This is a genomic window from Streptomyces sp. NPDC041200, assembly GCF_055591805.1.
Window position 1 is genome coordinate 1 of record NZ_JBVIZF010000078.1, and the last position, 14,449, is coordinate 14,449.

Below are 14,449 nucleotides of genomic sequence, written 5' to 3' on the forward strand. Positions count from 1 at the left end.
GGCGGCCAGCTCACCAATCGAATGCCCGGACAGGAAGTCCGGCGTCAGACCCCACGCCTCCACCAGCCGGAACAGCGCCACCTCCACCGCGAACAGCGCGGGCTGAGTGAAACCGGTCCGGTCCAGTACGGCGGCATCGTCCCCGAACAGCACATCCCGCAGCGGCCGTTCCAGATGCCCGTCCAGCTCCGCGCACACCGCGTCCAGCGCGTCCGCGAACACCGGGTACGCCTCGTACAGCTCACGGCCCATCCCCAGCCGCTGGCTCCCCTGCCCCGTGAACAGGAACGCCACCCGGCCACCGGCCACCGAACCCTCGACCAGCCCCGCCGCGCCGCGCCCCTCGGCCAGCGCCGTGAGCCGCTCGCCGGGGAGTTCGCCGTCGCGGCCGAGCAGCACGGCCCGGTGCTCCAGGGCGGAACGTGAAGTGGCCAGGGAGTACGCGAGGTCGAGCGGGCGGGCCCCGTCGTCCGGGCCGTTCGCGACGGCGCGCAGCCGCTCGGCCTGGGCCCGTAGCGCGTGCTCCGTACGGCCGGAAACCGGCCAGGCGAGCACGGGCAGGGTCCGGTCCGGAACGGCCGCGGAGGCAGCGTCGGTGTCCCAGCCCTGCTCGATGATCGCGTGCGAGTTGGTGCCGCTGAAGCCGAACGACGACACCCCCGCGCGGCGCGGGCGGCCGGTCTCCGGCCACGGCCGGGACTCGGTCAGCAACTCGATGTCGCCCACCGACCAGTCCACATGCGGGGTCGGCTCGGTGACATTCAGGGTCTGCGGCAGCACGCCGTGCCGCATCGCCATCACCATCTTCATGACTCCCGCGGCGCCCGCCGCGGCCTGGGTGTGCCCGATGTTGGACTTCATCGAACCCAGCCACAGCGGCTGGCCTTCGGGCCGCTGCTGACCGTACGTCGCCAGGAGCGCCTGCGCTTCGATCGGGTCACCCAGCGTCGTCCCCGTACCGTGCGCCTCGACGACGTCGATGTCCGCGGCCGTGAGATCGGCGTTGACGAGGGCCTGGCGGATGACGCGCTGCTGGGACGGGCCGTTCGGCGCCGTCAGACCGTTCGACGCGCCGTCCTGGTTGACGGCGGTGGAGCGCAGGACGGCGAGGACCGGATGGCCGTTCTTCCGGGCTTCGGAGACCCGTTCCACCAGGAAGAGACCCACGCCTTCCGCCCAGTTGGTCCCGTCCGCGTCGCCGGAGAACGCCTTGATCCGGCCATCGGCGGCCAGCCCGCCCTGGCGGCTGAATTCCAGGAAGACCCCCGGGGTCGACATGACCGTGACGCCGCCCACCAGGGCGAGCGAGCACTCGTCATTGCGCAGCGCCTGCGCGGCCAGATGCAGCGCCACCAGCGAGGACGAGCACGCGGTGTCGACGGTGAGCGCGGGGCCTTCGAGGCCGAAGGCGTAGGACAGCCGCCCGGACGCCACGCTGGAGGCGTTGCCGGTGCTGAGGTGTCCTCCGAGGTCCGATGCCTCGTCCAGCAGCAGGTTCAGATAGTCCTGTTCGTTGGAACCGATGTAGACACCGGTCCTGCTGCCGCGCAGCGTGGCCGGGTCGATCCCGGCCCGCTCGAACGCCTCCCACGACGTCTCCAGCAGCAGCCGCTGCTGCGGGTCCATGGCGAGGGCCTCGCGGGGCGAGATGCCGAAGAACGCCGCGTCGAAGTCGGCCACGTCGGGCAGGAAGCCGCCCTCATGGGCAAAGGTGGTGGCTTCGGCGTCCGGGGTGTCGCCGTAGGGGCTGGTCAGGTCCCAGCCCCGGTCGGCGGGGAAGCCGGTGATCGCGTCCTCGCCGGAGACCAGGAGCTGCCACAGCTCCTCCGGCGACCGTACGCCGCCGGGGAAACGGCAGCTCATCGCGACGATCGCGATCGGGTCGTCGTCGTGGTCGGCGGAGGCGGTCATCCGGTGGGGGACGATCGCGTCGGCCACGTCACCGACCAGCTCACCGCGCAGATGCCCCGCGAGGACGGCCGCGTTCGGATAGTCGAAGACCAGCGTCGGCGGCAGCCGCAGCCCGGTCGCCTCGCGGAGGCGGTTGGACAGTTCGACGGCGGTGAGGGAGTCGAATCCCAGGTCCTTGAACACCCGGCCCTCATCGAGGGCCTGCGGGTCCGCGTATCCGAGTACCGCCGCGACCTGGGTGCGGACCAGGTCCAGCAGCAGCTGGTCCTGCTCGGCCGCGCGCAGCCCGGCCAGCCGCCCGGCCAGGCCGGAAGCGCCGTCACTCGCGGTGTTGTCCACCACGCGCCGTACCGGAACGCGGACCAGCCCGCGCAGCAACGGCGCGAGGGCGCCCGCCGCGGCCTGGGCGCGCAGCGCCACGGCGTCGACGCGCAGGGGGACCGGTGCCACCTCGCCCGAGCCGAGCGCCGCGTCCAGGAGGGCCAGGCCCTCCTCCGGGGACAGCGGCGGCAGTCCCGCGCGCCGCATCCGGCTGATGTCGATCTCGCTCAGGCCGCTGCCCATACCGGAGCCCGCCCACAGGCCCCACGCGAGCGAAAGGGCCGGGAGCCCCTCGGCGCGACGGCGCGACGCGAGCGCGTCCAGGAACGTGTTGGCGGCGGCGTAGTTGGCCTGGCCGGGGCCGCCGAACACGCCCGAGACGGCGGAGAACAGCACGAACGCCGCCAGGTCCGCGTCCCGCGTCAGCTCGTGGAGGTTCCACGCGGCGTCCACCTTCGGACGCAGAACGCGGTCGACGCGCTCGGGCGTCAGCGAACCGATGACGCCGTCGTCCAGCACACCGGCGGTGTGCACCACGGCCGTCAGCGGATGTTCGGCGGGGATCGCGGCCAGCACTTCGGCGAGCGCTTCGCGGTCGGCCGCGTCACACGCGGCGACCGTCACCTCGGCGCCCAGCGCGCGCAGCTCGGCGGCGAGTTCGGCCGCGCCCGTGGCCCGCTCACCACGGCGGCTGGTGAGCAGCAGGTGCCGCACCCCGTGCTCGGTCACCGCGTGCCGGGCGACCAGGCCGCCCAGGGCACCGGTTCCGCCGGTGATCAGTACCGTGCCGTCCGGGTTCCATCCGGCGGGCACGGTCAGCACGACCTTGCCGACGTGCCGCGCCTGGCTCATGTAGCGGAACGCTTCCGGGGCCTGCCGTACGTCCCAGGCGCTGATCGGCAGGGGCCGCAGGGCCCCCTGGTGGAACAGGTCCAGCAGCTCGCACAGCATGTCCTGGATGCGGTCGAGACCCGCGTCGAACAGGTCGAACGCCTGGTAGGAGACACCGGGGTACTGGGCGGCCACCTCCTCCGGCTCCCGGATGTCGGTCTTGCCCATCTCGACGAACCGGCCGCCGCGCGGCAGCAGTCGCAGCGAGGCGTCCACGAACTCGCGCGCCAGCGAGTCCAGCACCACGTCGACGCCGCGACCGCCGCTGACCTCACGGAACGTCGACTCGAAGGCCAGGTCGCGCGAGGAGGCGATCCGGTCGTCGGCAAGACCCAGCGAACGCAGCGTGTCCCACTTGCCCGGGCTGGCGGTGGCGTAGACGTCCACACCCCAGTGGCGGGCCAGCTGCACGGCGGCCATCCCCACGCCACCGGCGGCCGCGTGCACCAGCAGCGACTCCCCGCTCTCCACACCGGCCAGGTCACGCAGCCCGTAGTAGGCCGTCATGAAGACGATCGGCACGGCGGCCGCCTCGGCGAAGGTCCAGCCCGGCGGCATCGGGACCACCATGCGCCGGTCCGCCACCACCAGCGGCCCGAACGCCCCCGGCAGCATGCCGAAGACACGGTCGCCGGGAGCCAGGTCGGTGACATCGGGGCCGGTTTCCACGACGACACCGGCGCCCTCGATGCCCATCACCGGGGCTTCGCCGGGGTACATCCCGAGCGCGTTCAGCACATCGCGGAAGTTGAGACCGGCGGCCCGGACCTCGATCCGCACCTGCCCGGCCTCCAGCGGCGCCGCCGCCTCGGGGCACGGCAGCAGCGTCAGGTTCTCCAGCGTGCCCTTTTCCACGCTGTCCAGCCGCCACGCGCGCTCCCCGGCCGGGGGCACCATCGCGCCCCCCGAAGCCACCCGCGCCAGCAGCGGCGCGTGGACCGTGCCACGGCGCAGTGCGAACTGCGGCTCACCCGAGGCCAGCGCGGCGCCCAGCGCCTCGTACGAGGCGTCGGTGCCATCCACGTCCACCAGCACCAGCCGGTCCGGATGCTCCGACTGCGCCGAGCGCACCAAACCCCACACGGCGGACCGCGCCGGGTCATCCACCCCGGCATCGCCTCCGGCGGTCACCGCGCCCTGGGTGACCAGGACCAGACGGGACGCGGTCGGCCGCTCCTCGGCGAGCCACGTCCGCACCAGAGCCAGCGCGTCCTGCGCGGCGGTGTGGGCGGCACCGGCCACGTCGTCCTCGGTGGTCTCCCCCGGGCCGAAGTACGCGAGCACATCCCCCTCGGGCGCCCCCGTCCCCCCGGATTCCACCGCCTCGCTCAGCGCGGCCAGGTCGGCGTGGACCGTGGCACCGGCCGTGAGCGCGACCGGCGCACCGGCACCGAGCACCGCCCACGGCACACCGGCCCCGGACGTGGCCCCGGACGTCTCAGCGGGCACCGGCACCGTGGCCCAGTCCAGCCGGAACAGCGACTCGTGGTACGCCGCCCGCCAGGTCAGCGCCCGCTCGGCCGGAACGGGGCGCAGGACCAGCGAGTTCACTCCGGCGACCGGAGCACCGGTCGAGTCCGCGATCTCCAGGCGGACGCCGTCCGCTCCCCGCAGCACCAGACGCACCCGCAGCGCCGAGGCGCCGCTCGCGTACACCGACACGCCGTTCCAGACGAACGGCAGCCCCCCGATGTCACTCTCGGCCGGACCGAGCAGACCGAGCGCGTGCAGCGCGGAGTCGAACAGCGCGGGGTGCAGTCCGTAGTCCTGCGCGTCGGACGCGACGGAGTCGTCCAGCCGGACCTCGGCGAAGAGTTCGTCCCCGTGTCGCCACGCGGCCGTGAGCCCCTGGAACACCGGACCGTACCGCAGACCGGCGTCGGCGAGGGTCGCGTACAGCTCCTCGGCACGGACCACCTCGGCGCCCGGCGGCGGCCACGCGGTCAGCGCGAACTCCGGCCGGGGCGCGCCCGCGACCAGCACACCGTCGGCGTGCCGCGTCCACGGCTCCTCGACCGAGGCGTCCTCGGCACGGGACAGCACGGTGAGGGGACGCCGTCCGGCGTCCTCCGGCGCGCCGAGCGCGACCTGAAGCCGGACGCCGCCCCGCGCGGGCAGCACCAGCGGGGCGTGCAGGGTCAGTTCGTCGAGCAGATCGCAGCCGACCTGGTCACCGGCGCGAACGGCGAGTTCCACGAATGCCGTGCCCGGCACCACCACCGCGCCGCGCACCGCATGGTCGGCCAGCCACGGGTGGGTGTCCACGCCCAGCCGGCCGGTGAACACCAGCCCGTCGGACTCCGCCAGGGGCACGGCCGCGCCCAGGAGCGGATGCCCGGCCAACTCCAGCCCCACGAGCGCCACATCGCCCACGGACGCCGCGCTCGACTCCAGCCAGAACCGCTCGTGCTGGAAGGCGTACGTCGGCAGATCCACCCGGCCCGCGCCCGTCCCGGCGAAGAACCCGGCCCAGTCCACCGCGACCCCACGGACATGCGCCCGGGCCACGGCGGTGGTCAGCGCCCCGGCCTCGGGACGGTCCTTGCGCAGTGCGGCGACGAACGCCGAGTCCTCGCCGGTCACGCACTCCTGCGCCATCGCGGTGAGCACACCATCGGGGCCCAGCTCGATGAACGTGGTGACGCCCTTGGCCTCCAGGGTGCGCACACCGTCGAGGAAGCGGACGGCCTCCCGCACGTGCCGCACCCAGAAGTCCGGGCTGGTGATCTCCTCGGCGGAGACCACTTCACCCGTCAGATTGGACACGATCGGGATGCGCGGAGCCTCGTACGTCAGCCCCCGCGCCACCTGACGGAACGCCTCCAGCATCCCGTCCATGCGCGGCGAGTGGAAGGCGTGGCTGACCGTGAGCCGCTTGGTCTTCCGGCCCCGCGCCTCGAAGCCCGCCGCGATCTCCAGCGCCGCGTCCTCGTCACCCGCGATGACCACGGACGACGGGCCGTTGAGGGCGGCGATGCTCACCCGGTCGGTGAGCAGCGGCGCCACCTCGTCCTCCGACGCCTGCACGGCGACCATCGCGCCACCGGCCGGAAGCTCCTGCATCAACCGGCCCCGCGCCGCCACCAGCTTCGCGGCGTCGCCGAGCGAGAGCACACCCGCCACATGTGCGGCGGCCAGCTCACCGATCGAGTGGCCGGAGAGGTAGTCGGGCTTCACACCCCACGCCTCCACCAGCCGGAACAGCGCCACCTCCACCGCGAACAGCGCGGGCTGGGTGTATCCGGTCCGGTCGAGCACCGAGGCATCGTCGCCGAACAGCACACTCTTCAGCGGCCGTTCCAGATGCGCGTCCAGCTCCGCGCACACCTCGTCCAGAGCATCCGCGAACACCGGGTACGTGTCATACAGTTCACGCCCCATCCCCAGCCGCTGGCTCCCCTGCCCCGTGAACAGGAACGCCACCTCGCCACCGGCGACCGTGCCCTCGATCAGCCCCGGCGCCACCTCCCCGCGTGCCAGCGCCTCCAGGCCCGCGACCAGCCCGGCACGGTCCTCGCCGACGACCACCGCGCGGCGCTCCAGCGCCGCCCTGCCGGTGGCCAGCGAGTACGCCACATCGGCGGCGTCGAGGGCGGGTTCACGGTCGAGGCGGGAGAGGAGACGGCGGGCGTTGTCGCGCAGCGCCGCTCCGGTCCTGGCGGACAGAGCCCACGGCAGTACGGCGGCGGTGACGGTGGCCGTGGCCGTGCCGCCGTCCTCGTCCGTGGTCTGGGGCTCCTCCGGCTCCGGGGCCTGTTCCAGGATGGTGTGGGCGTTGGTGCCGCTCACGCCGAAGGCCGAGACACCGGCCCGGCGCGGCCTGCCGGTCTCGTCCCACGGCCGGGCCTCGGTCAGCAGGGACACCTCGCCCGCCGACCAGTCGACGGTCGGGGACGGCTGGTCGACGTGGAGGGTCTGCGGCAGCACACCGTGGCGGATGGCCATGACCATCTTGATGACGCCCGCGACACCGGCCGCCGCCTGGGCGTGGCCCAGGTTGGACTTGAGCGAGCCCAGCCACAGCGGCCGGCCCTCGGGGCGCTCCTGGCCGTAGGTGGCGAGCAGCGCCTGCGCCTCGATGGGGTCGCCCAGCGTCGTCCCCGTGCCGTGCGCCTCGACGACGTCGATTTCGGCGGCGGACAGCCGGGCGTTCTCCAGGGCCTGACGGATGACGCGCCGCTGCGACGGCCCGTTCGGCGCCGTCAGACCATTGGACGCACCGTCCTGGTTGACGGCGGAGCCGCGTACGACCGCCAGCACCGGGTGGCCGTTGCGGCGCGCGTCCGACAGCCGCTCCACCAGCAGCACGCCGACGCCCTCGGACCAGCCGGTGCCGTCCGCCGACGCCGCGAAGGACTTGCACCGGCCGTCGGGGGCGAGGCCGCGCTGGCGGCTGAACTCCACGAACACGTCGGGGGTGGGCATCACCGCGACGCCGCCGACCAGGGCGAGCGAGCATTCGCGCTGACGCAGCGCCTGGGCCGCCCAGTGCAGGGCGACCAGCGACGACGAGCACGCCGTGTCGACCGTGGCGGCCGGGCCCTCCAGGCCGAAGGTGTAGGCGATACGGCCGGACAGCACGCTGGTGGCACCGCCGGTGAGCAGCAGGCCCTCCAGCTCCTCCGGCGCGTTCAGGGTATCGACGCCGTATCCCATGGCCGAGGCGCCCACATACACGCCGGTGCGGCTGCCCTTGACCGACGTCGGATCGATGCCCGCGCGCTCGAACACCTCCCAGGAGGTTTCCAGCAGCAGCCGCTGCTGCGGGTCCATGGCGAGGGCCTCACGCGGCGAGATACCGAAGAAGCCGGGGTCGAACGTGGTGGCGCCGTCGAGGAATCCGCCACCGCTGTTGTAGAAGGTGCCCTTGCGGTCGGGGTCCGGATCGGCCAGTCCCTCGATGTCCCAGCCACGGTCGTCGGGGAATCCGGAAATGGCGTCACCGCCCTCCGCGACCAGCTGCCACAGATCCTCAGGGGATCCGACGCCGCCGGGGAACCGGCAGCTCATCGCGGTGATCGCGATCGGTTCCTGCGCGTCCGCCTCCACCTCGGTCAAGCGGCGACGGGTCCGGCGCAGCTCAGTGGTCATCCACTTCAGATTGTCGAGAAGCTTCTCTTCGTTCACGCTAGCCACGGAAACGTCACCTCCTGATGTCAGTTGAAGAGCTGTGGGCGGTCATCACGTCAGGACCTTCCGAATTCAGAGTTGATGATGTCGAAGATGTCTTCGGCGGAGGCGGAGTCCAGGTCACGTTCGTCCTCATCGGTGCCGTCGCCGACCGCCGCGTTCTCGGTCTCGTTCCACTTCCGCAGCAGCGCTTCGAGCCGGGCCGTGACCCGCTCGCGTTCCGCCGCGTCGTCGGAGACGTTCGAGAGGGTGAACTCCAGCTTGTCGATTTCCGCGAGGGCCGGGAGTTCCGGTGTGGTGTCCTCGCCCAGGAGGTCGGCGCGCAGCTGGTCCGCGAGCACGCGGGGCGACGGATGGTCGAAGACCAGGGTGGCGGTGAGCTTCAGCCCGGTCGCCGCGTTCAGCCGGTTGCGGAGTTCGACGGCGGTGAGCGAGTCGAAGCCCAGCTCCTTGAACGCGCGGCCCGCCTCGACGGCCGTGGTGTCGTCGTGTCCGAGGACGGCGGCGACCTCCGTACGGACGAGGTCGAGCAGGACGCGGTCGGCCTCGGGCCCGGTGAGCCCCGCGAGCCGCTGCCGCAGGGACTCCGCCGGTGCCTCGGCCGTCCCGTCGCCCGCGCCCTCGGCCCGGTCCGCCGCGAGGGCTCGGACGACCTCGGGCAGATCGGCGATCAGCGGCCGGGGGCGGGCCACCGTGAAGGTGGTGGCGAAGCGGTCCCAGTCGACGTCGGCGACGGTGACGGCGGTGTCCTTCCGGTCCAGCGCCTGCTGGAGGGCGGCGATGGCGGAACGCGGGGCCATGACCGGCAGACCGAGGCGGCGCAGCTGCTCGGCCGCCTCGTCGTCGGCGACGAGTCCGCCGTCCGCCCACGGGCCCCAGGCCACGGAGGTGGCGGCGGCGCCCCTGGCCCGGCGCTGCTCGGCCAGCGCGTCGAGGAACGCGTTGCCCGCCGCGTACGCGCCCTGACCGCCGCTGCCCCACACCCCGGCGATCGAGGAGAAGAGCACGAAGGCCTCCAGCTCGGTGTCGCCGAGCAGCGCGTCCAGGTGGGCCGCGCCCGCGACCTTCGCGGCGACCACATCGGCGACGTCCGCCGGGGTGGTCTCCGCGAGCGGTGCGAGCTGCCCCGCGCCCGCCGTGTGCACGACCGCGGTGAGCGGGTGGTGCGGGTGTCCGGCGCGGATCCGGGCCAGCAGCCCGGCGACCGCGTCCCGGTCGGTGACATCGCACGCGGCGACGGTCACCTCGGCGCCCTTCGCGGTCAGTTCGGCCGCGAGCTGCTCGGCGCCGGGTGCCTGCTGCCCACGGCGTCCGGCCAGGACGAGGTGGTCGGCGCCGTGGTCCGCCAGCCAGCGCGCCACATGGCCGCCCAGCGCACCGGTGCCGCCGGTGACCAGGACCGTGCCACGGGGCCGCCACGGCGCTCCGGTGGCCGGAGCGCGCTCGGCGTGGACGAGGCGGCGGGCCAGGACTCCGGCCGTACGGAGCGCCACCTGGTCCTCGTGGGCGTCGCAGTGTCCGCCGAGCACGCCCGCCAGACGGTCGGCGGCCCGTTCGTCGAGCGTCGCGGGCAGGTCGATCAGACCGCCCCAGCGCTTCGGGTGCTCCAGCGCGACCACCCGGCCCAGGCCCCAGATCTGCGCCTGCGCGGCGCTGCCCAGCGGCTCCGAGGCGGCGGTGGCGACGGCGCCGGTGGTGGCGCACCACAGCGGGGCGTCCAGGCCCGCGTCCCCGAGCGCCTGCACCAGCACACCGGTGCGCAGCAGCCCGGTGGGGACGGCGGCGTGGTCGGGGTGCGGTTGCTCGTCCAGGGCCAGCAGGGACAGCACACCGTGGACGGGGTCACCGGCCGCGGCGTGGCGGATCCGGTCGGCCAGGGCCTCCCGGTCGAGGTCCCCGCCGTCGGCCGGGGTGACGCGCCGGATGTCGGCGCCCCGGTCGGCCAGCGCGTCGGTGACCCGGCGCACGGTGTCGGCCTGGCCTGCCGGTTCGACGACCAGCCAGACGCCCGGGACGGCGGTGAGCCGAGGCTCCTCCAGCGGCTTCCACGTGACGCGGTAGCGCCAGCCGTCGAGTGCGGACTGCTCACGTTCACGGCGCCGCCACTCCGACAGCTCCGGGAGCAGCGCGCTCAGCGGCTGGTCCACGTCGATGCCGACCGCGTCCGCCAGCGAGGCGAGGTCGTCGCTCTCCACGGCCTCCCAGAACCGGGCGTCGGCCGTGTCGATGCCCGTGGCCGCCTGGTCGGGCGTGGGCCGCGCGGCGCCGTCGAGCCAGTAGCGCCGCCGCTGGAACGGGTACGTGGGCAGCTCGACGCGGTGTGCGCCGGTCCCGGCGAACAGCGCCTCCCAGTCCAGGGCCGCGCCCCGGACATGCAGGGTGGCGAGCGCGCCGGTCAGCGTCTCCGTCTCGGACCGCCCGCCGCGCAGCACGGGCACGAAGGCCACGTCATCCGGGCCCTCGTCGGTGACACAGTCCTGCGCCATGCCGGACAGCACACCGTCCGGGCCGAGTTCGACGTACGTCGTGACGCCCTGGGCCTCCAGGGCGCGGACGCCGTCGAGGAAACGCACGGACTGGCGTACGTGGCGCACCCAGTAGTCCGAGCCCATGCCCAGCTCGTCGGTCACCGGCTGCCCGGTGACGGTCGAGAGGACCGGGACGCGCGGGGCGTTGTACGTCAGGCCTTCGGCGACCTTGCGGAACCCGGCGAGCATCCCGTCCATGTGCGGGGAGTGGAACGCGTGGCTGACGGTGAGCCGCTTGGTCTTGCGGCCCCGCGCCTCGAAGTCCGCCGCGATCCGCACGGCGTCGTCCTCGTCGCCCGCGATGACCACCGACGCGGGCCCGTTCACCGCGGCGATGCTCACGCCGTCGGTGAGCAGCGGCGCCACCTCGTCCTCCGCCGCCTGCAGCGCGACCATCGCGCCACCGGTGGGCAGTTCCTGCATGAGACGGCCGCGCGCGGCCACCAGCGTGGCGGCGTCCGCCAGCGACAGCACCCCGGCCACATGGGCCGCGGCGATCTCGCCGATGGAGTGGCCGGCCAGGACGTCGGGCCGCAGCCCGGCGGCCTCGGCCAGCCGGAACAGCGCCACCTCGACGGCGAACAGCGCGGGCTGGGTGAATCCGGTCTGGTCCAGCGGCTCCTTCTCGGTGCCGAACAGCACGTCGTACAGCGGTCGTTCGAGGTGCCGGTCCAGCTCGGCGCAGACCGCGTCCAGCGCCTCGGCGAAGACGGGGCTCGCCTCGTACAGCTCACGGCCCATACCGAGCCGCTGGCTGCCCTGCCCGGTGAAGAGCACGGCCGTCCGGCCTTCCGTGGGCACGCCCCGGATCAGCTGCGCGGCGGACTCGCCCCGCGCGAGCGCGGCGAGGCCCGCGAGCAGCCGGTCCCGGTCCTGTCCGAGGACCACCGCGCGGTGCTCCAGGGCGGACCTGGTGGTGGCCAGGGAGTACGCCACGTCCACGGTGTCGAGCCCGGTGTCGGCCTCGAGGTGGGCGCGCAGTCGCTCGGCCTGGGCCCGCAACGCGTCCTCGCCCTTGGCCGACAGCGGCCAGGCCACCACATCGGGCCGGACGAGGGGGCGCTCCGGCGCGCCGTCCTCGGCCCGCTCGGGGAGCGCGGTCGGCTCCGGGGCCTGCTCCAGGACCGTATGGGCGTTGGTGCCGCTGAAGCCGAACGAGGAGACGCCCACCCGGCGCGGGCGGCCGGTCTCCGGCCACGGCCGGGCCTCGGTCAGCAGCTCGATGTCCCCCGCCGACCAGTCGACGTGCGGCGACGGCTCGTCCGCGTGCAGCGTCTGCGGCAGCACACCGTGCCGCATGGCGAGCACCATCTTGATGACGCCCGCCACACCGGCGGCGGCCTGCGTGTGGCCGATGTTGGACTTGATGGCGCCCAGCAGCAACGGCCGCTCCGGGTCACGCTCCTGACCGTAGGTGGCCAGCAGCGCCTGCGCCTCGATCGGGTCACCGAGCCGGGTGCCGGTGCCGTGGGCCTCGACCGCGTCCACGTCCGCGGCCGACAGGCCCGCACCGGCCAGCGCCTGCCGGATGACGCGCTGCTGTGACGGACCGTTCGGCGCCGTCAGACCATTGGACGCGCCGTCCTGGTTGATGGCGGAGCCGCGTACGAGCGCCAGGACCGGGTGGCCGTTGCGGCGCGCGTCCGACAGCCGCTCGACCAGCAGCATGCCGACGCCCTCGCCCCAGCCGGTGCCGTCCGCGCCCGCCCCGAAGGCCTTGCAGCGGCCGTCGGGGGCCAGGCCGCGCTGACGGCTGAACTCGATGAACGCACCGGGGCTCGACATGACCGTCACACCACCCGCGAGCGCGATCGAGCACTCGCCCTGGCGCAGCGCCTGGATCGCCCAGTGCAGCGCCACCAGCGAGGCGGAGCAGGCCGTGTCGACGGTGACCGCCGGGCCTTCCAGGCCGAAGGTGTACGCGAGGCGGCCGGAGACCACGCTCGCGGCGTTGCCGGTGGCGAGGTAGCCCTCGACATCCTCGGGGATCGTGTCCAGCGAGGCCAGGTAGTCCTGCCCGTTGGAGCCGACGAAGACACCGGCCGAGGTGCCGCGCAGCGTGGCCGGGTCGATGCCCGCCCGCTCGAACGCCTCCCACGACGTCTCCAGCAACAGCCGCTGCTGCGGATCCATGGCAAGCGCCTCACGGGGCGAAACCCCGAAGAACGAGGCGTCGAAGTGGCCCGCGTCGTAGAGGAATCCTCCCTCGCGTGCGTAGAAGGTGCCCCGCTTGTCGGGGTCCAGGTCGTAGAGCGTGTCCAGGTTCCAGCCACGGTCGGTCGGGAACTCCGCGATCGCGTCGCCACCCGCCGACAGCAACTGCCACAGCTCCTCGGGCGAGCGCACTCCGCCCGGGAAGCGGCAGCTCATCGCCACGATCGCGATCGGATCGTCGTCGGTCGCCACGGTCGCGGCTGTCGCGGCTGTCGGCCCCGAGGTGTCGACGGCTGTGTCCGCGCCGACCAGTTCGCTCCGCAGATAGCCCGCCAGGGCGGAGGCCGTCGGATAGTCGAAGACCAGCGTCGCGGGCAGCTGAACGCCCGTCGCGGCGTTGAGCCGGTTGCGGAGTTCGACGGCGGTGAGCGAGTCGAAGCCCAGCTCGCTGAAGGCCCGCTCGACCCCGATCGACTCCGAGCCGTCATGGCCCAGCACCGCGGCCACCTGGCTACGGACCACGTCCAGCAGCAACCGGTCCCGCTCGGCCTCGCCCAGCCCGGCGAGCCGCCCGGCCAGCCCGCCATTTTCAGACGCGCCACCGGTGTCCTGCTGGGCCTGCGCCACGTCGGCGAGGTTCGCGAAGTCCGCGATGAGGCGGCTCGGCCGTACGGCGGTGAACTCCGGTGCGAACCGGGCCCAGTCGATGTCCGCGACGGCCACCGCCGCGTCGTCCAGGTCCAGCGCCCGCTGGAGGGCGGCGATCGCCACCTCGGCGTCCATCGGCGGCAGACCGCCACGGCGCAGCCGCTGCTCCAGGCCGTTGTCCGCGGCCATACCGCCCTCGGCCCACGGGCCCCAGGCAATCGACGTGGCGGGCAAGCCCTGGGCACGCCGACGCTCGGCCAGCGCGTCCAGGGAGGCGTTGGCGGCGGCGTAGTTGCCCTGTCCGGCGGCGCCGAACGTGCCACTGATCGAGGAGAACAGCACGAACGCCGACAGATCCAGCCCACGCGTCAGCTCATCGAGATGCGCCGCCGCGGACACCTTGGCGCGCAGGACGGTCGTAAAGCGCTCGGGGGTGAGCGCGTCGAGTACGCCGTCGTCGAGCACACCGGCCGTGTGGAACACACCGGTCAGCGGCAGTTCCTCCGGCAGGGAGTCCAGGAGTCGCGCGAGCGCGTCCCGGTCGGCCACGTCACAGGCGGCCACGGTCACCCGGGCACCGGAGGCGGCCAGTTCATCGCGCAGCTCGGTGGCTCCGGGGGCGTCGAGGCCACGGCGGCTGGTGAGCAGCACGTGCCCGGCGCCGTTCGCCACCAGCCAGCGGGCCACGTGCGCGCCCAGCGCACCCGTACCGCCCGTCACCAGCGTCGTACCGGCACCCGGCGACCAGGACCCGTCGGAGGAGGATGCGGATGCCTGCACCAGTCGGCGTCCGAACACGCCCGACGCACGGACCGCGACCTGGTCCTCACCGCCGACCCCGGCCAGCACACCCGCCAGCCGCGCCA

At 73.8% G+C, this 14,449-nt stretch carries 2 protein-coding genes; both read right to left on the minus strand.

The window, feature by feature from the left end; all coding sequences use genetic code 11:
- Positions 1 to 8,259: SDR family NAD(P)-dependent oxidoreductase (locus ACZ6CL_RS41900; RefSeq protein WP_468946577.1), on the minus strand; the 8,259-nt coding region annotated here is incomplete at its 3' end.
- Positions 8,260 to 8,309: 50 nt separating this feature from the next.
- Positions 8,310 to 14,449 (minus strand): type I polyketide synthase (locus ACZ6CL_RS41905; protein ID WP_468946579.1); only part of this gene is annotated, 6,140 nt, incomplete at its 5' end.